The following is a 24074-nucleotide window of genomic DNA, read 5'->3' as shown; positions in this document are numbered from 1 at the left end:
TTCAGTCTCTCTCCCTGACTTATCAAGATGACGCAGTTAGCGCCTCGCAGTTGCCAGCCGTCAACTTTTTTGTGCGTTATTTGACTTTTGTTCATATAGCGCACAATATCCGCGCAAATGGAGGCACAAATGCAGGAAACGGATTTCATTGGGGGCTTTGCCAAGGGGCTCCGCGTCATCGAAGCCTTTGGCGAGGCAAGTCCACGCCTCTCTATCGCCGATGTCGCACGCCTCACCGGACTTGACCGGGCCACCGCCCGCCGCTGCCTGCTGACACTCGCGGAACTTGGCTATGCCGATTACGACGGCAAGTTCTTCGTCCTGACCCCACGCATCCTGCGCCTCGGACACGCCTACCTTTCCGTCACGCCGCTCCCGCACATCATCCAGCCCTTCCTCGACCGTTTGTCGGAAGAAGTTGGACAAAGCGCCTCGGCAAGCGTGCTTGACGGATCGGAAGTGGTCTACATCGCCCGCGCCTCGCAGCGCCGCGTCATGTCCATCAACCTCATGCCCGGCAGCCGCCTTCCCGCCTATTGCGCCTCCATGGGTCGCGTCCTGCTGGCAGCACTTAATGAAGATGACGCCCGCCTTCTCATCGAATCCAGCGAGCGCCCGCACCATACGCCCTTCACTCGCACCGATCCTGCCCAACTGATGCAGGAGCTGGCAATCGTGCGAGTGCAGGGTTATGCCTTGATCGACCAGGAGCTGGAACTTGGCCTTCGCTCCATCGCCGTTCCACTTTCAAATGCGCGCGGCAAAGTGGTCGCCGCCCTCAACATCGGCGCACCAGCGGCCCAGATCACATCGGAACTGATGGCGCAACAATACCTGCCGCCACTCAAATTGATGGCGCAGCAGCTGCGCCCGCTGCTGCCCTGAACCACGCACCACCCAGGCGCCGCAAGCCAAAACTCAAAGCCGTTGACAGCTGTCAACCCGCATGACGGGGCAGACCTCAATAGCAAACATTTGCCTGTTCACGCGCTCGCACTCCGCCGCATCGGACTTGCATCTCGAATGAAAAAATCCGAGCATCCCGCGGTTCCATTTCTCGTTTCGCTTGGATGTTTCATGACCAGACTTTTGACGATCCATACCACAGCCGCAGCTCTTGATGCCGGCACAAAAACCGCCGTTACCCTTACCGAGGAAGCCTTGGCGCGCATCGACGATTCCGCCGGCGAGGGCGCCCGCGTCTTCATTCGCCGCAACGATCAGCGCGCCTTGAAACTTGCCACCGCATCGGATGCCACGCGCGCAGCCGGCTTTCGCCGCTCGCCGTTGGAAGGCGTGCCGATCTCGGTGAAAGATCTGTTCGACCTTAAAGGCGAAACCACCCTTGCCGGCTCCGTGGCGCTGAAGGGCAAGCCTGCCGCCACAGCCGATGCGCCGGTTGTCTCCCGCCTCATCGCCGCCGGCGCCGTCATCACCGGCACAACGAACATGAGCGAATTTGCCTTTTCCGGCATCGGCATCAATCCCCACTACGGAACCCCGAAAAACTCGTATGACCGGGCAATCGGTCGCGTGCCCGGCGGCTCGTCCTCCGGTGCTGCCGTCTCAGTAACCGACGGCATGGCGGTGGCTGCCATCGGCACCGATACCGGCGGCTCGATCCGCATTCCATCGGCGCTCTGCGGCCTCACCGGTTTCAAGCCGACGGCCCGCCGTGTTTCTGCAAAGGGCGTCGTGCCGCTTTCAACCTCGCTGGATTCCATTGGACCGCTGGCCGCAAGCGTCACCTGCTGCGCCATCATCGACGCCATCATTTCCGCAAGTGGCGAGGGCGTGCCGGACGCCGCCCCGGTCCGCGGTCTTCGGCTTGCCGTGCCGCAAACCGTCGTGCTGGACGACATGGACAGCACGGTTGCCGCAGCATTCCAACGCACGCTGTCAGCGCTCTCGTCCGCCGGCGCCATCATCACCGAAATCGAGATCCCGGAATTTAATGCGCTTGCCGGCATTTATGCACGCGGCGGACTGGTAGCGCCGGAAGCCTGGCACTGGCACCGTGAACTTCTGGAGGAGGCCGGCGAGACCTATGACCCGCGCGTCAAGGCGCGCATCCTTCGCGGTCGCGACCTCAGTGCAGCCGATTACCTCGATGCACTGGCTGCTCGCACAGCATGGAAGGCCGGCGTTGCCGACCGGGTCCGCGGATATGATGCCGTCATCCTACCGACCGTTCCGGTTATCGCGCCGGAGATTGCGCCGCTCGTGGCAGACGATGCCGCCTTCTTTGCCGCCAACGGCCTCATCCTGCGCAACTCCACCTTCTTCAACTTCCTCGATGGCTGCGGGCTTTCCATCCCCTGCCATGCCGAAAACGAAGCCCCCGTTGGACTGATGGTGGCCGGCACTGAAATGCAGGACCGCCACATCCTCTCCGTTGGCCTTGCCATCGAAGCCGTCCTGGCATCGGTGCGCGGCTAACAAGCGGGCAGGGGAGGGGAGGGCCATCCCGACCGCACCGGAAAGAGATCGGCGGTTGGACGAGGGACTGACGGGGAAGGGGAAGGGCAACGTTTTTGCTGTTTTCCCTTTCCCCACAGCGCATGGCCATGGTATAAATCGGATGACTTGAGGGGCGCAGCGCGGTCCTTCTCTCTGAGCGCAATTTGTGTGCTAGCACTCAAATTATCGGACATTAATAAAGTCCTCGCGCCCGTGCGCCTAACCTCCCTATTTCCGCCAAAACCGCACATTCACTCTGCAGCCAGCACCTCGAAGCTGTCGACGATCCGTCGAATTTCCGGACGGCAGGAGCCGCAATTGGTACCCGCGGACAGTGCCTTGCCAATAGCCTCGACGGACCGGCAACCGGACATGACCGCGCCGCCAATTTCATTCGCGCCAATGTTGAAGCAGGAGCAGACGAGGGCACCGGGGTCTGGCCGGTCCGCGCCGGGGCGGCCTGCAATCAGGGCGTGACGGGCCATCGGATCAGGCTGCGGCGCGGCAAGCTGCCACACGATCCAGCTGCGTGACACCGCCACCGGAGAAGGCGCAACGAAAAGCGCGCAGATCAGCTGGTCCCCCGCAAAAAAGGCAAGCCGTGTCCTGCCGCCGTGGCGATCGGCATAACCCGTCAGGTCCGCATCAGCACCGATTGCAAAACTGCGCCTTGCCCACGCCTCCCAATCCTCCACCGGCTGATCGAAGGCAAGCTCAATGCGGAAACCGCCCTCTGCCTTCGCAAGCGCCCAATAGTCTGCGGCAAGCCCTTCCGGCTTGTGCCGCGAAACGGCAAAGGCATAGACGGCCGGCGCATACCGCGCCACCGACACTGCACCCTGTTTCAACGCCGGCTGGCCGGAGACCGGATCTGTCAGCGGCGGCACAAGCGCATTGATGCGGGAAAGAGAGGCCGTTTCATCCGTCCAGTGCATCGGCACGAAAACGCACCCCCGGCTCTGCCGCTCCGACAGAAGTGCCCGCACAATGACCCGCGCGCCGCCTGCAGCACAAATTTCCACGAGGTCTGCGTCGTCAAGCCTCAGCGCATGGGCATCCAGCGGGTGGATTTCACAGAAGGGCTCGCCGATATGGGCAGAGAGGCGGGCGCTTTTTCCTGTCCGGGTCATTGTGTGCCAGTGATCGCGCACACGGCCGGTATTCAACGTCATGGCAAACTGACCGCCCTTGCGCTCAGAGAGAACGACCGGCGTTGCAATGAAGCGGGCCCGGCCATCCCCGTGATAAAAGCGACCGTCCTTAAAAAAACGACTATCCATGCGGGGCTGGCCGGGCGCCTGCGGCCATTGGAACGGCACCAGTGCCTCATAGCCGGCGCCATCGATTCCGGCATAAGCACCGATATCGAAATCCCGCTCGCCGTGGTTCTCAAAAGCCGACAGGGCGGCGTGTTCGGCAAAGATATCGGCCGGGCTTTCGTAAGCAAAAGCTTCAACAAAACCCATTCGCCGCGCCACCTCGGCCATCTGCCACCAGTCCGGGCGCGCCTCGCCGGGGGAGGGGAGAAAGGGGCGCTGGCGCGAGATGCGCCGTTCGGAATTGGTCACAGTGCCGGATTTTTCGCCCCAGCCGGTTGCCGGCAAAAGCACATGGGCAAGGCGGGTGGTATCAGTGTTCTGCTCAATGTCGGAGACGACCACGAAGGGGCAGGCAGCGATGGCGGCCTTCACCCGGTCGGCATCCGGCATGGAGACGACGGGATTGGTGGACATGATCCACAAAGCCTTGATACGCCCGTCGGCCACCGCCTCGAACATATCGACGGCTTTGTGCCCCGGTTTCTGTGCCATCCTCAGTGCGCGCCAGAACCGTTGCACCCGGTCGCGGTGTTCAGGGTTTTCAATCGCCATGTGGGCTGCCAGCATATTGGCAAGCCCGCCCACCTCGCGACCACCCATGGCATTCGGCTGGCCGGTCAGCGAAAACGGCCCCATGCCGGGGCGCCCGATGCGGCCCGTCGCCAAATGGCAGTTGATGATGGCATTCACCTTGTCGGACCCGACGGATGACTGGTTGACGCCCTGACTGTAACAGGTAACCACCTTCTGCGTGCGCGCAAACAGATCCATGAACTGTCGGATCTGCAAAGCCGGAAGGCCGGTTATCTCGATGAGATCGGCCATGGAAAGATCGGCAGCGGAAAACGCTTGCGCGAACCCTTGCGTATGGGCGCCGACATAGTTTTCATCTACGGCGCCCGCGCGGACAAGATGGCCCAGAAGCCCGTTAAACAGCGCGACATCGCCATCCGGGCGGATGGACAGATGCAGGTCCGCAATGTCGGATGTAGCGGTGCGGCGCGGATCGATCACCACCACTTTCAGACCAGGCCTTTTGGCCTTGGCCGCCGCAAGACGCTGGTAAAGCACGGGATGGCACCAGGCCATGTTGGAGCCCACCAGCACGACCAGATCGGCCAATTCGAGATCTTCGTAAGTGCCGGGCACCATATCCGTGCCAAAGGCGCGTCGGTGGCCGGCAACGGAAGACGCCATGCACAGCCGCGAATTGGTGTCGATATTGGCCGAGCCGATAAACCCCTTCATCAACTTGTTGGCGACATAATAATCCTCGGTCAGCAATTGCCCGGAGACATAAAAGGCCACGGCATCCGGCCCATGCTGCGCAATGGCTTGCGAAAACTTTTCCGCCACCAGATCAAGCGCCGCAGCCCAGCTTGCCCTTTCGCCAAAAATCTGCGGATAAAGCGCCCGCCCCTCAAGCCCGATCGTTTCGGCAAGCGCCGAGCCTTTTGAGCATAACCGTCCGAAATTGGCCGGATGTTCGGGATCACCGCGCACGCTGACGGCGCCATCATCCTCCACGCGCGCAATCACCCCACAGCCGACGCCACAATAAGGACAGGTGGTTTTTGTCTCACTAGACATCGGCAATCCTCCTGAAGGGTTGGCTCTCTGGCCGTGGTCGGGGCGAAAAGCCGAGCGTCGTCATGGTCGGGCTTGTACAGACCATCTGCCAACGCCTCCACACGAGCAGCCGCAGCAGATCCTCGGGACGAGCCCGAGGATGACGGAGAAAGCTGGCGCACCGAGACCACAACCGGGAACGTATAATAGCGGCTTTGTTCGCCAGCATCCGCCTCACTCCGCCGCAACCATCAACGGGCGCTCCAGCGTAATCGAAAGCCGACCATCCACGTTGCGCACGGGAATGGTTTTCACCGCGCCTTCGTCAGCCCCCAGCGCCATGCCGGTTTCGAGCGAAATCACCCAGTTGTGCAGCGGGCAGGTGACGGCCTTGCCGTGGACGATGCCTTGCGACAGAGGTCCGCCCTTGTGCGGGCAATGGTCCTCGATGGCAAAGACCTCGTTTTCGGCGGTACGGAAAACGGCGATCTTGCCGTCTGGCGTTTTCACGCAACGCGCGCCGCGAAGGGGGATGTCGTCGATGTGGCCGATGTCGATGAAGGTCATGCGATGCTTCTCCTGGTTGAAGTCCCCTCCCCAACCCCTCCCCACACGGGGGAGGGGCTTACAGTGCCGAACCGTCACGCGGAAAACGAAGCGGTGCTGCAACGAGTCTCCCCCCTCGTGGGGGAGATGGCCGGCAGGCCAGAGAGGGTGTTGCTTTGGCTATTCCGCCGCCTCGCCATAACCGACGGTCGCCATCGGCTTGAACTCGTGTTTGTCCTTGCCCGAGACACGCTCCGACCACGGGTCCACCTGCGCAAATTTCTGGGAAAACACGAAGCGGTCGTAATAGGCCTGGCGTTTTTCGCCATCCTCCATGATCTGGCGGCGGATCTCGTCGTGGCCGATGCGCTTTGCCCATTTGTAGATGCGCTCGAGATAACGCCCCTGCTCGCGGTACATCTGGGTCAGCGCCACGATATGCTCCAGCGCCTCGTCCGCGGTCTTTACGAGACCCAGAACATCAGTGCCCTTGATATCGAGGCCGGCGGCACCGGCAAAATGGATCTCGAAACCACTGTCCACGCAGATCACGCCGATATCCTTGCAGGTGGCTTCGGCGCAGTTGCGCGGACAGCCGGACACGGCAAGCTTCAGCTTGGCCGGCGTCCATGAGCCCCACATGAACCTTTCGATGCGGATGCCAAGGCCGGTCGAATCCTGCGTACCGAACCGGCACCAGTCGGAGCCGACACAGGTTTTGACGGTGCGCAGACCCTTGGCATAGGCCTGGCCGGAGATGAAGCCGGCCTTGCCGAGATCGGCCCAGACCGCCGGCAGGTCTTCCTTCTCGATGCCGAGAAGGTCGATGCGCTGGCCGCCGGTAACCTTCACCATCGGTATCTCGAACTTGTCGACCACGTCTGCGATGGCGCGCAGTTCGGCGGCATTCGTTACCCCGCCCCACATACGCGGCACGACGGAATAGGTGCCGTCCTTCTGGATATTGGCGTGGACACGCTCATTGATATAGCGCGACTGGTAATCGTCGGCATATTCGTCCGGCCAGTCGCAAACGAGGTAGTAGTTGAGCGCAGGCCGGCATTTTGCGCAGCCGCAGGAGGTTTTCCACTCCAGTTCCTGCATCACGGCCGGAATGGTTTTTAAGGTTTTCGCCTTGATCAGCCGGCGGACGTCGTCATGGCCAAGCTCGGTGCAGGTACACATAGGCGTGACGGTTGCGGGGTTATAGGCATCGCCCAGCGTCAGCGCCATCAGCTGTTCGACAAGGCCGGTGCAATTGCCGCAAGAGGCGGAGGCTTTCGTGTGGGCGCGCACGCCGTCGAGCGTCGTCAGGCCCTTGCCGGTGATGGCAGATGTGATCTTGCCCTTGCAGACGCCGTTGCAGCCGCAGATTTCCGCATCATCCGGCAAGGCTGCAACGGCCGCCATAGGGTCCAGCGGGGCCCCCCCCTGGTAGGACTGGCCGAAAATCAGGGTATCGCGCATCTGCGAGATATCGGTGCCCTTCTTCAGAAGATCGAAGAACCAAGACCCATCCGCCGTCTCGCCATAGAGCACCGCGCCGATGATGCGGTTTTCCTTCAGGACCAGGCGCTTGTAGATGCCCGCGGAGGCATCGCGCAGAACGATTTCCTCGCGGTCGGGCGCTTCGGCAAAATCGCCTGCGGAGAACAGGTTGATGCCGGTGACCTTCAGCTTGGTGTTGACCACAGAGCCCTGATATTCGGCCGAGCCGCCGGTCAGCCGGTCGGCGAGCACCCGGGCGCTTTCATAAAGCGGGGCCACCAGCCCGTAACAGATGCCGCGATGTTCGGCGCATTCGCCAAGCGCGAAGATCGAGGCATCCGAGGTCATCATGCCATCGTCCACCACGATGCCGCGATTGACGGCAAGGCCGGCATCCTTGGCAAGACCTGAAGCCGGGCGGATGCCGACGGCCATGACCACCATGTCGCCAAAGATCACGCGGCCGTCTTCCAGCTCGATGCCTTCAACCTTTTCCGTGCCGAGGATCCGCTTGGTATTGGCCTTGGTGATGATCTCGATGCCGCGCTCGTTCAGCGCCTTTTCGAGAAGGTAAGCGGCGGGCGGATCGAGCTGGCGTTCCATGATCGTCGGGTTGAGGTGAATGACCGTCACCTCCATGCCCTGCCGCTTCAATCCGTAAGCCGCCTCCAACCCCAGAAGACCGGCGCCGATGACGATGGCGCGGCCTTTTGCCGAGGCTATCTCGATCATCTTTTCCACGTCATCGAGATCGCGGTAGGCAAGAACGCCAGGCAGCTGATGACCGGGCACCGGGATGATGAAGGGCAGCGAACCGGTGGCAATCACCAACTTGTCGTAGGCAACCGTAGTGCCATTGGCGGAGGTCACCGTTTTCGCCTGCCGGTCGATGCCGGTGACTTTTGCGCCCTTGTGCAGCGTCACGCCATGCGCGGCGTACCACGCGTCATCGTGGATGACGATGTCACCATAGGCCTTCTCGCCCGAGAGAACCGGCGAGAGCATGATGCGGTCATAGTTGACGCGCGGTTCGGCGTTGAAGATCGTCACGTCGTAAAGGCCGGGTGCCTTTTCGAACAGCTCTTCCAGCATGCGCCCGGGCGCCATGCCATTGCCGATGATAACGAGATTTTGCGTCATGGTGCTCACTCCGCGGCTTCCACGAAGCGGTGACGTTCGTAGAGGAACTTCAGCACGGCTTCGCGGGATTTGAGGTAGGTGCGATCGGAGGCAAGCGCGATGCGGTCTCGCACCCGCGGGATCGGCACATCCAGCACTTCGCCGATCTTTGCCGCCGGCCCATTGGTCATCATCACGATCCGGTCGGAGAGAAGCACCGCCTCGTCCACGTCATGGGTGATCATGATCATCGTGTTTCCGAGCCGGCTGTGGATCTCCATCACGGCATCCTGAAGATGGGCGCGGGTCAGCGCATCGAGCGCGCCAAACGGTTCGTCGAGCAGCAGGATCTTTGGCTCCATGGCGAGCGCCCGGGCAATGCCGACGCGCTGTTTCATGCCGCCTGAGATTTCCGACGGACGCTTGTCCTTGGCATGGGCCATTTGCACGAGATCGAGATTGCGAATCACCCAGTCGTGCTTTTCGGCGCGCGTCTTCTTGCCGGCAAACACCTTGGAGACGGCGAGATTGACGTTTTCATAAACGGTCAGCCACGGCAGCAGCGAATGGTTCTGGAACACCACGGCGCGCTCCGGGCCGGGGGCATTCACCTCGATATTATCCAGGAGCACGGCCCCGGCGGAAACACGGGTGAGGCCGGCAATCAGGTTCAAAAGCGTGGACTTGCCGCAGCCGGAATGACCGATGATGGAGACGAACTCGCCCTTGTCGATGGTGAGCGAGATATCCTTCAGCACCTCGGTTTTCGTGCCGGCGCGTTCGAAATTCTTGTCGACGTGATCGATTTTCAGGTAGGCGCTCATGGGGTCGTCTCCTTAATTCTTGGCAGTGCCACGGGTGACGATCGAGCCGACAAGGCCCACCAGTTTGTCGAGGACAAAGCCGGTCACGCCGATATAGGCGAGCGCCACGATGATGTCGGTGAGGCGCGAGGAATTCCACGCATCCCAGATGAAAAAGCCGATGCCGACGCCGCCGGTCAGCATTTCCGCGGCAACGATGGCAAGCCAGGACAGGCCAACGCCGATGCGAAGGCCGGTGAAGATGTAAGGGGCTGCCGCCGGCACCATGATGCGGACAAAAAATTCCAGCGGGTTGAGGCGCAGCACGCGGGCGATGTTGCGGTAATCGTCAGGGATATTGCGCACGCCGACGGCGGTGTTGATGATGACAGGCCATATCGAGGTGATGAAGATCACGAAGATCGCCGAGGGGTTGGAATTCTGGAAGGCGGCAAGCGATAGCGGCAACCAGGCAAGCGGCGGCACCGTGCGCAGCACCTGGAAGATGGGGTCGAGCCCGCGCATGGCCCAGATGGATTGCCCGACGACCGCACCCAAAAGCACGCCGGCCACGGCTGCAAGACCAAAACCGATTGCCACGCGCTCCAGCGAAATCAGCACGCGCCAGGCAAGGCCGATATCCTGCGGACCGTTGTCGAAGAACGGGGAGGCGATGAGGTCGTAGCTGTCGATCCACACCTGCGAGGGTGGTGGAAGATTGGCGCCTGGGCCGGAACAGGCAATCTGCCAGATGGCAAGCAGCGCGATCAGCACCACCAGCGGCGGCAGGACATTGCGCAGCACGGCAAGAGCCAAAGGCGCGAGGTTCAGTTTCGGCGCCGGGCGCCGGGTGAGCGCAACGACGGTGCCGCTTGTGCCGGCCGTCGCCTTTGCCATGGTCTTCGCCGTCATCTCAGTCTCGGCCTTGCGGGCTGTCGCGGTCATGGTGTGGTCCTCGTGGGCGGTGTTATCAGGATCAATTACAGGTCAGGCGGTGGTGTCGGGCTGCCCCCATCCCTTGGCCAACTCTCCCCGCAGGCGGGGAGAGCGGCATTTGCATGAGAAGAAAATCCCCTCCCAAACCCTCCCCACAAGGGGGGAGGGCTTAACCCGGAGCCCGCTCTACGGCAGGAACCGAACGCCTGCCGCGTTGGGTCTCCCCCCTTGTGGGGGAGATGGTCGGCAGGCCAGAGGGGGTCTCCTTCCAAGGGCAGCAGCCGGGTGAGGGGCGCCCCCGGCTGCTGTCGCCCGATAATTCCCTCAGGCGCTTGCCTTGATCGACAGGCTGTCGAGATAGGCTTTCGGGTTTTCTGGATCGAAAACCTTGCCGTCGAAGAAGGTCTCTTTTCCGCGCGACGAGGTCGCCGGAATATCGGCGGCGGCCACGCCGAGATCCTTGGCGGCAGCGCGCCAGATGTCCTCGCGGTTCACCTTGTCGACCAGCGCCTTGATATCCGTGTCGGGCGCAAACTTGCCCCAGCGGATGTTTTCCGTGAGGAACCAGGCATCGTGGCTCTTGAAGGGATAGGACGCGTGGTCCTTCCAGAACTTCATCTCGAGGCCGGAATTTTCCACCAAACGGTCATTGCCGTAATTGATGGTGCCCTTCAGGCGCCCCGCCACATCCTTCGGCGGCACGTTGAACCACTGGCGTTTGCCAAGGATCGCGGCCATCTCTTCCTTGTTGTCCATGCTGTCGGCCCAGATCTGGGCTTCCATCACGGCCATCATCAGCGCACGCGCGGCATTCGGGTTCTGCTCGATCCAGTCGGAGCGAAGCCCGAGCGCCTTTTCCGGGTGGCCCTTCCACAATTCCCCGGTGGTACAGGCGGTAAAGCCGATGCCCTGGTTGACCAGTTGTTCGTTCCACGGCTCGCCCACGCAGAAGGCATCCATGTTGCCCACCTTCATGTTTGCCACCATCTGCGGCGGCGGCACGACGATGGTGGAGACGTCCTTGTCCGGATCGATGCCGCCGGCGGCGAGCCAATAGCGGATCCACAGATCATGCGTGCCGCCCGGAAACGTCATCGCAACCTTGATCTCGTTGCCGGCGGCCTTCTTGGCGGCAAAGGCCTCCTTCAGCTTGGCGGCATCCATCTGCACGCCGGTTGCGGCATATTCCTTGGCAACTGAAATGCCCTGGCTGTCGAGGTTGAGGCGGGCGATGATCGACATCGGCACCGGCACATTGTTCTGCGTCACCTTGCCGGTGGAGATGAGGTAAGGCATGGGCGTCAGGATATGAGCGCCATCGATGCCGTTTGCGGCGCCGCCGAGCACAAGATTGTCGCGCGTCGCACCCCAGGAGGCCTGCTTCAGCACTTCCACCTCGGGCAGGCCATGCTTGGCAAACAGGCCCTTTTCCTGCGCGATGATCAGCGGAGCGGCATCGGTCAGCGCGATGTAGCCGAGCTTGACACCCTTCACTTCCGGGCCGGCCCCTGCGGCAAAGGCGCCGGAAGGAAAGGCCATGCGCACGGCACCGATCAATCCGGCAGCCGCTGTCGTCTTCAAAATTCCGCGGCGGCTAAGGCCTGCACCTGTCGTCTTCGTCATATGCTGTTCCCCTTTTTTTGGTTACGGACATGCGGAAAAACAAAAAACGCCGCCCGGTATGATGCGTCTCAAGGGGAAAATCCCCACAAGTTGCAAAAACCAAGCGACGTCGGTGTCTCTGGTGAACGCGGGTTAGGCGTTCTTTGTCTCCGGTCGCCGTTGACCGGATCAGTATTTTCTATGCAATGCGTGTGCCAGTTTGGGTAGGCTGGTGTTATCTGGTTGAAACAGCGACGCTTTCGGGCGAAAGAGCTTGATTTATTCGGAACGGTCTGCGCGTCAGGCCTGCATAAATTGAGGGCACATGCTGCAATTGCCCAAAATATACCGCGCGGGAAATGGGCAGTGATGGCGGCTGGGAGGGATGAAAAGTCGGGTTACGCCATGCAGATCAGCGTATGCGGCTCGCCCCCCCTCTGCCCTGCCGGGCATCTCCCCCACAGGTGGGGAGATCAACGTGGGGCCAGGGCCGCACTCATTGTTTAGCGCATAACGCGTCTTGCCGTCGCTTTTGCATACCAAATGCCGGACCGAAAAATGTTCGGCAGCTCCGTGGTGTCCGGAGATCGGGAACCAGTTTCCGGCTGATCTCCCCACTTGTGGGGGAGATGTCCGGCAGGACAGAGGGGGCGGCCGCAAAACTCAGCGGCGACGGCCCGGTCCTATCCAAACCCAAAAACCCGCCTCAAAAATCTTGCGGCTCGCCCTCTGCAGCACTGGCGTTTTTCACCGCAAAGCCCGCCACATACTCTTCCATGCGCGAGGGATCGAAAACATGGCCGTCCATGAAGCGATCATTGTCAGCGACGCCCTCAAGACCTCCGTCCTCAACGGAGATGGCATCTGCCCCCAGCGCATGGCGATAAAGGTCCGGGCGGAAAGCGCTTTTCGCTTTTGCAGCGGAGGTCTGGCTATATCCCGTCTGGCCCCAGCGGATCATCTGGCTGAAAATCCACAACGCCTGATTTTGACGCGGCAGGTTGGCGTTTTCGCGGTGGAACTGGAAATAATCGGGGATCAGCCGCCGGTTGCCCTTGGCATCCAGGCTGAATTCGCCGGCGAGCACATGGCGGATGATATCCTTCGGCGCAGCAATATAACGCGGGCCCGCCAGCATGTCGGCCAGCGTATCGTGATTGTCCGCATCGTCGCACCAGCGCGCGGCAGCATCCAGTGCCACGATCAGCCGAGACACGGTCTCGCCGTTCAACTCCGCCCAGTCGGGCCGCATGCCGATGACCTTTTCCGGGGCCGATGGCCATATGTCCTGCTTGGCCGCCACGATGCGCCCGACGCCGCGCTCTGACGCCACCATGTTCCACGGCGCACCGACACAAAACCCGTCGATGGCGCCGGCCGCCAGGGCATCGGAGGTGAGGGGCGGGGGCACCACGACCAGCTTCACGTCGCGATCCGGATCGATGCCGCCGGCCGCAAGCCAATAACGAAATTCGTAATTGTGCGAGGAAAACGGATAGGTCATGCCAAGCGTCGGCGGCTGTTCGCCGGATTTGCGCATATCCTCGAGAACTGCGGCGAGCGCCTTGGCGTTTTCCAGTGCAGACGCCTGTTCGCCAAGCCCTGATACCGCCTGCATGCGGGCAAAAAGCCGTGTCGAGAGCGTAATCGCATTGCCGCCACGCCCAAGCGAAAACGGCGTGATCGTCGGCGACGGGTTGGAGCCGAGGCCGAGCATGGAGGCAACCGGCATGGGCGAGAGCATATGGGCGATATCGAACTGGCGAAAGGCCAGCCGGTCGCGCACGTTTGCCCAGGAAACATCGCGCACCAGATCGAGCGTCAGGCCCTCGCGTTCGGCAAGGCCCGTCTCGAAGGCGGCAATCAGGATGGAGGCATCCATCAGCGGAATGAAGCCGGCGCGCAGCACGCGCTGCTCCCGTCCGGCAATCTGTGCCGGGCTGTGGGGCACCCCGGTCTCGGCCTTCGTCGTCATGTCGCTCACTCCGGCCCCTTCCGATCGTTTGCTCACAGCAGCAACCCCGCTGCGGTCACCACGCTCTGGGCGATATCGGCCAGCTTTTTCTTTTCGTTCATCGCGGTCTGGCGCAAAAGCGTGAACGCTTCTTCTTCCGAGAGGCCGCGCATTTTCATCAAAATGCCCTTGGCGCGCTCGATCACCTTGCGCTCGCCAAGCTGGCTGCGGGCTTCCGCCAGCTCCCGCTGCAGCCGGCTGAAGGCATTGAACCGGCTGACGGCCATATCGAGGATCGGCTTCACACGCTCCTTGCGCAGGCCATCGACGATATAGGCGGACACGCCCGCATCCACCGCCGCCTCGATCGCAGCCGTATCGGAGCGATCGACAAACATGGCAATCGGCCGCGAGACCGTGCGCGTCAGCTGGAACAGATGCTCCATCATGTCGCGATTGGGGTTTTCGATATCGATGATGATGACGTCAGGCGCCAGCGTTTCGATGACGCGGGCAATGCCGTTCATCTCGTGCGCGACGGTGACCTGCAGATGCCCCGCCTCGCGCAAACCTTCCTCGATGATCGCCGCGCGCACGGCATTTTCATCAATCACAAGAATGGTGAGGTCAGGGGCTCGCATGAAGAAGTGATGCCGCAGCGCAGCATGCTTGGCAAGCGCTATCGGCAGTCGGGGCGAGCTTATCGTGGCTGAAGGCGGAACCGCGGCCTCAGGCCCACATCATGGCTTCACCGGCAGTCGGCCATAGGCGCTCATGATAAAACGTTCGGCCAGGTTCAAATAGGTTTCCATCGTGTCTGCCGCCTTTGCCGGTTTGCCTTCCTCGAACTCGGTGAGGATCTTCAGGTTCTGGTCGATGAAGGGGGCGTGCAGGAACTCGGGGTCGCGCAGCAGGCCGAAGACGAGGCGCAGTTCCAGCGATACTTCGAAGAAGAAGGCAGAGAGACGCGGACTGTCTGCCAGTTCCACCACGGCGGCGTGAAAGGCGATGTCGGCGCTGCCGACGCCGAGCCAGTCGCGCGTGCTGCGGCACTGGTGGGCGGCTTCCACGGCGGCGCGCATCTTTCGGGCGCTCGGGTGGCTGGGATGCGCCTGCGCAAGCGCCGGACATTCGATCATGCGGCGCACCCTGTAGATATCCATAATGGTGGACATGCTGGGCGTGGCGACAAAAACGCCGCGATTGGCCTCGTGGCGCAACAGGCCCTCTTTGGTCAGCATGCGAAACACTTCGCGCAGCGTGTTGCGCGAGACGTGCATCTCTTCGCTGAGCGCCAGTTCCGACAGGTGGCTGCCGGGTGTCAGGCGGCCGGAGACCACCTGTTCGCGAATGCGGTCCGCCACCGTTTCCGCCAGCGTCTGGCTGGAAGCCGATGGAGCCTCGCCTGTTTCGTTCAAAATCTTCATCGGGTCTCGATCTGTCCGGGCACCGCCCCTGCCGCGCCGAACCGTTGACGGTCGACGCACTGTTTCCACACTGCCTTAGGCGCAGATGCGCTGCAACATCAACAGGAAAGGCTCGCACTCCCGCATTCTGATGCACTGCACAATAACACGGCATCTGACCAACTGTAGGGCAATGTGTAAATATTGTTCAACACTCTAGACTCAATTGTCCACCTTTGGTAGCCTCCTCACCAGTTCAGGGCGGGGAATGGCTTTTTCATGCGGGCAATCGATCTCAACAGTGATCTCGGCGAAAGTTTTGGCCCCTGGAAAATGGGTGACGATGCCGCCATGCTCGATGTGGTGACGAGCGCCAATGTCGCCTGCGGTTTTCATGCGGGCGATCCGGCCGGCATCCTGAAGACGCTGTCTGCTGCCGCCGCGCGAAACGTCGCCGTCGGCGCCCATGTCGGATACCGCGATCTCGCAGGCTTTGGCCGCCGCAACATGGATCCCTCGAGCGAGGAACTGGTGGGCGACGTGATCTACCAGATCGGCGCGCTGAAAGGCCTTGCGCGTGCTGCCGGCACAAGCGTCACCTACGTGAAGCCGCACGGCGCGCTTTATAACACCATTGCCTTTGACGCCCGCCAGGCGGCAGACGTGATCACCGCCATCCAGGCGGTGGACCCGGAACTGGTGCTGATGGCGCTTGCCGGTTCGCCGTTGGTGGAGCAGGCGCAAGCCGCCGGCCTTCGCGTTGTTGCCGAAGCCTTTGCCGACCGCGCCTATACCGCCGATGGTCAACTTCTCTCGCGTCGCGAACCGGGTGCCGTGCTGCACGATGCGGAAGAGGTGGCGGAGCGTATGGTAAAGCTGGTGCGCGAAGGCGTCATCACCTCCATCGACGGCAAACCCACCCGGATCAAGGCGGACAGCATCTGCGTGCATGGCGATAGCCCAGGTGCCGTGGAAATGGCGCGCCGCCTGCGGCTGCGCCTCCACGAAGCCGGCATCACCATCGCTGCCTTTACGGATGCCGCATGAGCACGCGCCCGGCTCCCGAAACAGCAGAAAGCCCGCGAGACTGGCGCATCCTGCCGATGCGGACCGGTTGCGTGCTGCTGGAGCTTGCCGATCTCAAACAGACGCTGGCGCTTTACGATGCACTTTGCCACGCAGATCTTGCCGGCATCCGCGAAATCATTCCGGCGGCCCGCACTGTCATGATCGATTTCGATCCAGCCGTGCTGTCGCTCGAAACGCTGACGCTGGCCCTCCGCGGGCTCGACACCGCGCAGACTTCTGATCGAGCGGGCGAATGCATCCAAATCCCCGTGCAGTATGACGGCGAGGATCTCTTGGCCGTCGCAGAGCTTATAAAAATGTCGCGCGAAGATGTCGTGAGGCTCCATACGGGCCATGATTATCTTGTGGCCTTCACCGGTTTTGCGCCGGGTTTTGCCTATCTGGCCGAAGGCGATCCGCGCCTTGCCGTGCCGCGCCGACAATCGCCGCGCACGCTGGTGCCGGCCGGTTCCGTCGGCCTTGCCGGCGCCTTCAGCGGTGTTTATCCGAAAGCCAGCCCCGGCGGCTGGCAGCTGATCGGCACCACGCCGCTTGCCATGTTCGATATCGAACGCAAGCCGGCCTCGCTGCTGCAGCCCGGCCAGCGCGTACGCTTTTTCGACATAGCAAAAGACGGCGCCTATACCATTCAGGCTGGCGCCAACGCCGCCTCGTTTTCGAAACACACGCCGCGTGCGGCAAAACCTTCGAAAAACGCCGTGGAAATTCTAACAGTCGGCCTTCCGGTTCTGTTTCAGGATCTCGGGCGGCAAGGGCTTGTGTCGCAGGGCATCAGCCGCTCGGGCGCTGCCGACCGCGAAAGCCTTGCGGCGGCAAACCGCCTCGTCGGCAATGCGCCTGATGCGGCGACGCTCGAAATCACGCTCGGCGGCTTTTCGCTGGCAATGCGTGGGCAAGGCGTCATGGCGGTCACCGGCGCGCGTGTTCAGATCACAATCACCACCACGTCCGGCAAACGCATCGAGCCTCCGCACCATCAGGCCTTTGCCGTGGAGGATGGCGATACCGTCACCCTCTCCATCGCGTCATCAAGCATGCGCGCCTATCTCTCGGTGCGCGGCGGATTTGATATCACGCCCGTTCTCGGAAGCTGCGCAACCGACATGCTGGCGCAGATCGGCCCTCAGCCGTTGAAGGTGGGCGACGTGATTGGCATTGCCGACGCCCCGGCCGGAGCGTTCGTCACTCTTGGTGAAACGCCAGCCTTTACCATGCCGCGTGCCGATGAAACCGTGACGCTCGATATCGTGCTTGGGCCGCGCACCGACTGGTTCACGCAAGGCTCCGTCGCTCGCTTCCTGTCGGAGGAATGGACGGTGTCGGCGCAATCGAGTCGCGTCGGCATAAGGCTTCAGGGCGAGGCGCTGGAACGTGAAATCCCCGGCGAACTGCCGAGCGAAGCCACCATTCGCGGCGCCATCCAGGTGCCGGCCAGCGGCCAGCCGGTGCTCTTTCTGGTCGATCATCCGCTGACCGGCGGTTACCCCGTCATCGGTAATGTCGCGTCCCATCATCTCGATCTTGCGGGGCAGGTGCCTGTCGGCGCACGCATCCGGTTCAATGCGCTGATGCCGTTTACCCCGCACCTCATGTCAGGAAACAGCCTATGAAAAAGGTGCTGATTGCCAATCGCGGTGAAATCGCCGTACGCGTCATCCGGGCCTGCTGCGATTACGGGCTGGCAAGTGTTGCCGTTTATGCTGACGCCGATGCCGATGCGCTTTTCGTCACGCTGGCCGACGAGGCCTATGCGCTCGGCGGCAACATCCCGAAAGACAGCTATCTCGACATCGACAAGCTGATCGCGATTGCAAAACGCTCCGGCGCCGATGCGGTGCATCCGGGTTATGGTTTCCTGTCGGAGAATGCCGCATTTGCAAGCGCTGTCATCGCCGCCGGCCTCACCTGGATCGGACCGGACGCTGAGGTCATCGAAGCACTCGGCGACAAGCTGAAGGCGCGCGACATTGCCCGCAAGGTCGGCGCGCCACTGGTGGCTGGCAGCGATGGGGCGATTTCCAATTCAGCCGACGCGCTGGCCTTTGCCAGAAAATTCGGCCTGCCGATTGCGATCAAGGCGGCCCATGGCGGCGGCGGGCGCGGTATGAAGATTGCCCGCCATCTGGACGAGGTGGAAGACCTGTTTAATTCCGCCACCCGCGAGGCCGTCGCGGCCTTCGGGCGCGGCGAATGTTATGTCGAACAGTTCCTCGACCGCCCCCGCCACATCGAGGCGCAGGTGCTGGCAGACCGGCGCGGCAATGTGCTCGTCGTCGGCACGCGCGATTGCTCGCTGCAGCGCCGCAACCAGAAACTGGTGGAAGAAGCGCCGGCACCCTTCCTGTCGGACGCGCAGCGCGATGTGATCCACACGGCCGCGCGCGATATCTGTGCGGCGGCCGGTTATGTCGGTGCAGGCACTGTGGAATTCCTGCTCAGCGTCGATGGTGTCATTTCCTTCCTTGAGGTCAACACGCGCCTGCAGGTGGAACATCCCGTCAGCGAGGAAACGACCGGGCTCGATCTCGTCATCGAACAGTTCCGTATTGCCGAAGGTGAAGCCCTCTCGATCACGCAAATGCCGGAACCGCGCGGCCACGCCATCGAGTTTCGCATCAATATCGAAGATCCCGCGCGCGGCTTCCTGCCCTTTGCCGGAAAGATCAAAAACTTCTCGCCACCCTCAGGCCCCGGCGTGCGGCTGGATACCGGTGTCACAAGCGGCTCGGATGTTGCGCCGATGTTCGATTCGCTTGTGGCAAAACTCATCGTCTGGGCGCCGGATCGTGACCGGGCGATTGCCCGCGCGCGCCGCGCCATGGCGGAATTTCAGATCGACGGCGTGCCCTCCGTTCTGCCCTTCCACCGGGCGGTGCTGGCGCATCCGGATTTTGCCGGCCCTGATTTCAACGTCCATACCCGCTGGATCGAGACTGGTTTTGCTGGCGAACTGGAGGCTCAGCATCGGCCCGAGCCTGATGACGGCGAGGATATGCTGTCCGGCCATGTCGAGATAGACGGCAAGCGCGTGTCGCTTCGTCTGCCCGTCAGTTTTCTGGAACGTCTCGGGGGAGGGGGCATTGTGCCTGCGTCAAAGCCCGCACCGGCTGAGACGGATGACACGGCACTTCTCGCGCCCGTCCCCGGCAACCTCGTTCACTGGACCGTGGCCGATGGCGCTCAAGTCGAAAAGGGCGCCGTGATTGCCATGATGGACGCCATGAAGATGGAAACCGCCGTTTCTGCCCCTCGAGCGGGCATCCTCACCATTGCCGCAGAGGCCGGTTCCTTCCAGCAGGCCGGCGCCGTTCTTGGCCATATCCGGCCGGCCAATTCCTCTTCCACCCCCGTGGCTGACGTTCAGCCGGAGGCGCTGACATGACACCGATGAACGAGACCACAGCGACGCCGCTGATTGCCATCGAAAACCTCAGCGTCGAATTTTCCGGCAACCGGGTGGTGGATGATCTCTCCTTTTCCGTGGCAGCTGGCCGCACGGTCGCCGTCGTCGGCGAATCCGGCTCAGGCAAATCCGTCACCTCGCTCTCCGTCATGCGGCTTGCCGACATGATGGGCGCACAATTTGCGCAAGGGCACATCCGGTTCGGCGGACAGGATCTGCTTACCCTCTCGCAAAAGGCGATGCGAAGCATCCGCGGCAAGGAGATCGCCATGATCTTCCAGGAGCCGATGACCTCGCTCAACCCGGTCTTCACCATCGGCGACCAGATCTGTGAAGTGCTGCTGCTGCATGAAAACATCAGCAAGGCCGAGGCCACCGCCGAGGCGCGCCGCCTGCTCGACATGGTGCGCCTGCCGGATTCAGCAGCACTCCTGAAGCGTTATCCACACCAGCTTTCCGGCGGCATGCGCCAGCGGGTGATGATTGCCATGGCGCTCGCCTGCCGGCCGAAACTTCTCATTGCCGACGAGCCCACGACGGCCCTCGACGTCACCATCCAGGCCCAGATCCTCACCATCCTGCGCGACCTGCAAAAGGAGCTGGGCATGGGCATGATCTTCATCACCCATGACATGGGCGTGGTGGCGGAAATGGCCGATGACGTGGTGGTGATGTGGAAGGGCAAAAAGGTCGAGGAAGGCCCTGTCGCAGACATATTTGCCAATCCGCAGCATCCCTATACGCGCACGCTTCTGGCCGCAGTACCGCGCCTTGGCAGCATGGCGGGCGAGCCGTTTCCCAAGCGCATGCCGCTCACGGTGCTGCAAGACGGCGCGCCTGTACTCGTCGGCGAGGAGCGGGTGCAGGATACCGCCCGTTACGACGAAAAGCCGCTGCTGACGGTGAAGGATCTCTCGGTCACCTTCGACATCCGCCGTACACTGTTCGGCACAGTTACGCATCGGTTGAACGCTGTTTCCAAGGTCAGCTTCGATATCCATCCGGGCGAAACGCTGGCCCTGGTCGGCGAAAGCGGTTCGGGCAAATCCACCATTGGGCGCACCATTCAGCAATTGCAGAAAAGCCGCTCCGGCGACATCGCGTTTCAGGGCAAGCCGCTCTCCACCATGTCTGCGGCCGAACGGTTTCGCCTGCGCCGCGACGTGCAGTATATCTTTCAGGACCCGTTTGCTTCGCTCGATCCGCGAAAGACCGTCGGTTTTTCGATTGCCGAGCCGATCAACACCCATGCCATCCTTTCCGGCAAGGACGTGCGCCGCCGGGTGGACGAGTTGCTGGAACGGGTCGGCCTGACGTCTGCCCATGCCGATCGTTATCCGCACGAATTTTCCGGCGGCCAGCGCCAGCGCGTCGCCATTGCGCGCGCGCTGGCCGGTGACCCGAAGCTGATCATCGCCGATGAGGCGCTGTCGGCGCTCGACGTGTCGATCCAGGCGCAGATCATCGCGCTCTTCATGGATCTGCAGGCCGAACGCGGGCTCGCCTATGTTTTCATCAGCCATGACATGGCGGTGGTGGAAGAGATCAGCCACCGCGTTGCCGTTCTCTATCTCGGCCAGATCATGGAAATGGGCAGCCGCGCCCAGGTGTTCGAGACCCCGCAGCACGATTATACCCGTCGCCTGCTTTCGGCCGTTCCGGTGGCAGATCCGACCCGCAGGCGCCGCACCGCGCTCATCGAGGGAGAGATCCCAAACCCCGTCCACAAGGTGGGCGAAGAACCCGCCATTCTCCTCCACGAGGAAATCGAGACAGGCCATTTCGTCGCAAGACGCGCCTGAAAACTGCGACACAATCGCAAAGCCTTACGAAAAGGAACAGCATATGCACAGTCTGAAGCGCGGCCTTGCCGCAAGTTTCCTCGCCCTTGCCCTTTCAGGCACGGCCTTTTACGCCGGCCCCGCAGCCGCTGCCGGCAAGATGACCATCTCCAGCCCGCAGGACCCGGGCAGCTGGGACCCCATCGACACATTCCTCGTGCAGTGGGCTGCCGTTTCCACGAACATCTTCGATGGCCTGACCTATCGCGGCCCGGACCTGAAGCTGGTGCCCGGCCTTGCCGAAAGCTGGGAAGAACTGGATAACGGCAAGCGCATCCGCTTCAAGCTGCGCCAGAACGTCAAGTTCCACGATGGCGAGCCCTTTAATGCAGCGGCCGTCAAGTTCACCTTCGAGCGTCTGCTCGGTGAACAGGGCGCCAAGGGTCCGCAGCGTTCCAATTATACAGCCATCGACAGCGTCGAGGTGATCGACGACTACACGGTCGACATGAAGCTGAAGGCGCCCGATCCGGTGCTACTGACCAAGCTTGCCGGTTATGGCGCCATGATCGTCCCGCCGAAATACATCACCGAAAAGGGCGAGGACAATTTTAACACCAATCCTGTCGGCACCGGTCCGTTCAAGTTCGTGTCCTACCAGCCGAAGGTCAACATCAAGCTGGAAGCCAACCCGGATTACTGGGGCGGGGCGCCGAAGCTTTCGGAACTGGAATATCGCTTCATCCCCGAGCCTGCGACCGCCGTTGCCGAACTGCAGGCCGGTCGTGTGGATCTCGTCATCCCGCCGACCATTCCGATCGGCATGATCCCGGTCATCGAAGGCGACAGCAAGCTTGAGATCGTCAGCGTTGCCGGCCCGACGGTCACGGCGCTGCGCTTCAACACGCGCGATGGCATCACCGCTGATCCGAAGGTGCGCAAGGCCATCATCATGGCGGTCGATCGCGCCACCATCGTCAAGTCGATCCTCGCCGGCCAGGCCGCCGAAATCGTCAGCTTCCAGGGCGCGCTGTCCTTCGGTTATGACAAGGACCTGAAGGGCCTGCCCTATGATCCGGCCGGCGCCAAGAAGTTGCTTGCCGAAGCCGGCGTAAAGCCGGGCGCGACCGTCCAGATCGACATTCGCGGCAATGACGCGACGATGAACGAAGTGGCGCAGGTTATCGCAAGCTACCTGCAGATGGTCGGCATCACCGCCACCATCAAGCCATACGAAACCAACGTGCTGCTGAACGACATCATCCCGCAGGGCAAGACCGGCGCGATGTTCCAGCAGGCCTGGGGTGGCTGGACCTTCGATTTCGATAACACGGCCTATTCCATGTACCACTCCGGCGAGAAGTGGAACCCCTATGACAAGGACGAAACGCTGGACAAGCTCTTGGAATCGCAGCGCCCGCTGACGGACCGGGCAGAGCGGGAAAAGATCCTGAAGGACGTTGCCAAATATGCAGCCGACCGGGCTCTGGAACTGCCGCTCTACAACACCAAGTCGATCTACGGCATTTCCAAGCGCGTGAAGGGTTTTGTCGCACCGCCGGACAACCGCCTGAAGTTGACCGACGTCACCGTCGAGTAACCTGAAACATCCGGTGCCGCCGAACCTGTTGCGGCGGCACCGCCTTTCTCGATCCTCAAGGACTAAAAACGTGGCCGGTTTCCTTATCAAGCGATTGCTGCAGGCGATTTTCGTCGTCATTGCCATCACGCTCATCGTTTCCTTCGCCATCCGCCTGACCGGTGATCCCGCGCTGATGATGTTCCAGGGCGGCGGCAGCATGACGGAGGAAGATCTGGCGCGCATCCGCGCAGCGCTCGGCACCGACCAGCCGTTTCTCGTCCAGTACCTGAGCTTCCTCAAGGGCATGGTGACGCTCGATTTCGGCCGCAGCTTTACCGGGGGAACGCCGGTTTCGCTGCTCATCGGCAATGCGCTGCCGGCAACGCTGCTGCTCGCCTTCATCTCCATGGCCGTCTCGATCGTTCTCTCCATTCCGCTCGGCATCAAGGCGGCCACCGCCAAGGGCAAGGCCGCCGATCAGGCGATCCGTATCTTTTCGCTCATCGGCCTGTCATTTCCCAATTTCTGGCTCGCCACCATGCTGGTGCTGCTGTTTGCGATCACGCTCGGCTGGCTGCCGCCGAGCGGCATGGGCGGGGCTGCGAGCTACGTGATGCCGGCCATCACCATGGGCGTCATCCTCACCGCCACCAATGTGCGCCTCGTGCGCACCTCCATGCTGGAAACCCTGCAATCGCAATATGTCATGGTGGCGCGCGCCAAGGGTTTGAGCGAAACCAAGGTTCTCTACAAACACGCGCTGCGCAACTGCGCCATCCCGCTCATCACCTATTTCGGCCTGCAATTTGGTGGACTGTTGGGTGGCATCGTTGTCATCGAGCGTGTGTTTAACTGGCCGGGCATGGGCACGCTTGCCTTCGATGCGGTGTCGGCCCGCGATTATCCCGTGCTGCAGGCCGTCATCACCGTGCTCTCGCTGATGATCGTCGGCATCAATCTTCTGGTCGATATCGCCTACGGGCTGGTCGATCCGCGCATCCGGACGGAGTGATAGAC

Annotated in this window: 17 protein-coding genes; 8 read left to right on the top strand and 9 right to left on the bottom strand. The window is 61.9% G+C overall.

Going from position 1 to position 24074, the window contains the following annotated elements; translation table 11 throughout:
- The first annotated feature begins 129 nt into the window (after window positions 1–129).
- Together AC4CWH_RS23895 and AC4CWH_RS23890 are read left to right on the top strand one after the other, a co-directional pair.
- On the top strand, window positions 130–885 hold the full coding sequence (locus AC4CWH_RS23895; protein WP_491321720.1) for an IclR family transcriptional regulator: 756 nt from the start codon (window positions 130–132) through the stop codon (window positions 883–885).
- Between the two features lie 192 nt (window positions 886–1077).
- Complete coding sequence (locus AC4CWH_RS23890; RefSeq protein ID WP_491321719.1) at window positions 1078–2439, top strand: amidase; 1362 nt, start codon at window positions 1078–1080, stop codon at window positions 2437–2439.
- Window positions 2440–2711: 272 nt separating this feature from the next.
- Here AC4CWH_RS23890 and AC4CWH_RS23885 read toward each other — a convergent pair whose 3' ends face one another.
- The 9 genes from AC4CWH_RS23885 to AC4CWH_RS23845 all read right to left on the bottom strand — a co-directional run bounded on the left by AC4CWH_RS23885 (window position 2712) and on the right by AC4CWH_RS23845 (window position 15223).
- A complete protein-coding gene (locus AC4CWH_RS23885; RefSeq protein ID WP_491321718.1) occupies window positions 2712–5369 on the bottom strand; it encodes a nitrate reductase in 2658 nt (885 codons plus the stop codon).
- A 213-nt stretch (window positions 5370–5582) separates the two neighbouring features.
- The gene (gene nirD / locus AC4CWH_RS23880) at window positions 5583–5915 is read right to left on the bottom strand and encodes a nitrite reductase small subunit NirD (RefSeq protein ID WP_491285897.1); all 333 of its coding nucleotides are present in this window, start codon (window positions 5913–5915) and stop codon (window positions 5583–5585) included.
- Between the two features lie 159 nt (window positions 5916–6074).
- Window positions 6075–8522, bottom strand: coding sequence for a nitrite reductase large subunit NirB (gene nirB / locus AC4CWH_RS23875; RefSeq protein ID WP_491285898.1), 2448 nt, complete (start codon window positions 8520–8522; stop codon window positions 6075–6077).
- A 5-nt stretch (window positions 8523–8527) separates the two neighbouring features.
- Window positions 8528–9325, bottom strand: coding sequence for an ABC transporter ATP-binding protein (locus AC4CWH_RS23870; RefSeq protein ID WP_491321717.1), 798 nt, complete (start codon window positions 9323–9325; stop codon window positions 8528–8530).
- Between the two features lie 12 nt (window positions 9326–9337).
- The gene (gene ntrB, locus AC4CWH_RS23865; protein ID WP_491285900.1) at window positions 9338–10249 is read right to left on the bottom strand and encodes a nitrate ABC transporter permease; all 912 of its coding nucleotides are present in this window, start codon (window positions 10247–10249) and stop codon (window positions 9338–9340) included.
- A 315-nt stretch (window positions 10250–10564) separates the two neighbouring features.
- Entirely contained in the window at window positions 10565–11863 is a 1299-nt protein-coding gene (locus AC4CWH_RS23860) for a CmpA/NrtA family ABC transporter substrate-binding protein (protein WP_491321716.1), read from the bottom strand.
- A 685-nt stretch (window positions 11864–12548) separates the two neighbouring features.
- Entirely contained in the window at window positions 12549–13817 is a 1269-nt protein-coding gene (locus tag AC4CWH_RS23855; RefSeq protein WP_491285902.1) for a CmpA/NrtA family ABC transporter substrate-binding protein, read from the bottom strand.
- A 32-nt stretch (window positions 13818–13849) separates the two neighbouring features.
- The gene (locus AC4CWH_RS23850; protein WP_491285903.1) at window positions 13850–14437 is read right to left on the bottom strand and encodes an ANTAR domain-containing response regulator; all 588 of its coding nucleotides are present in this window, start codon (window positions 14435–14437) and stop codon (window positions 13850–13852) included.
- 99 nt (window positions 14438–14536) lie between these two features.
- Complete coding sequence (locus AC4CWH_RS23845) at window positions 14537–15223, bottom strand: GntR family transcriptional regulator (protein ID WP_491285905.1); 687 nt, start codon at window positions 15221–15223, stop codon at window positions 14537–14539.
- Window positions 15224–15481: 258 nt separating this feature from the next.
- On the opposite strand from AC4CWH_RS23845, the gene AC4CWH_RS23840 reads away from it, so the two are divergent.
- The 6 genes from AC4CWH_RS23840 (at window position 15482) to AC4CWH_RS23815 (ending at window position 24069) form a co-directional block, all read left to right on the top strand.
- A complete protein-coding gene (locus AC4CWH_RS23840; protein ID WP_491285907.1) occupies window positions 15482–16249 on the top strand; it encodes a LamB/YcsF family protein in 768 nt (255 codons plus the stop codon).
- Entirely contained in the window at window positions 16246–17901 is a 1656-nt protein-coding gene (gene pxpB / locus AC4CWH_RS23835; RefSeq protein ID WP_491321715.1) for a 5-oxoprolinase subunit PxpB, read from the top strand. Before AC4CWH_RS23840 ends, pxpB begins: the two co-directional genes overlap by 4 nt.
- Complete coding sequence (locus tag AC4CWH_RS23830) at window positions 17898–19673, top strand: acetyl/propionyl/methylcrotonyl-CoA carboxylase subunit alpha (RefSeq protein WP_491321714.1); 1776 nt, start codon at window positions 17898–17900, stop codon at window positions 19671–19673. Before pxpB ends, AC4CWH_RS23830 begins: the two co-directional genes overlap by 4 nt.
- A 5-nt stretch (window positions 19674–19678) precedes the next feature.
- Window positions 19679–21496 (top strand): ABC transporter ATP-binding protein, encoded by a 1818-nt coding sequence (locus AC4CWH_RS23825; RefSeq protein ID WP_491322325.1) that lies wholly within the window; start codon window positions 19679–19681, stop codon window positions 21494–21496.
- A 43-nt stretch (window positions 21497–21539) separates the two neighbouring features.
- On the top strand, window positions 21540–23075 hold the full coding sequence (locus AC4CWH_RS23820) for an ABC transporter substrate-binding protein (protein WP_491321713.1): 1536 nt from the start codon (window positions 21540–21542) through the stop codon (window positions 23073–23075).
- Window positions 23076–23145: 70 nt separating this feature from the next.
- Window positions 23146–24069 carry an ABC transporter permease gene (locus AC4CWH_RS23815; RefSeq protein ID WP_491321712.1) on the top strand — a complete coding sequence of 308 codons (924 nt, stop codon included), beginning with the start codon at window positions 23146–23148 and terminating at the stop codon, window positions 24067–24069.
- The last annotated feature ends 5 nt before the right edge of the window (window positions 24070–24074 follow it).

The sequence above is a fragment of the Neorhizobium sp. PAMB6716 genome (genome assembly GCF_058242805.1).
This window is presented reverse-complemented; position numbering and strand designations above follow the sequence as displayed.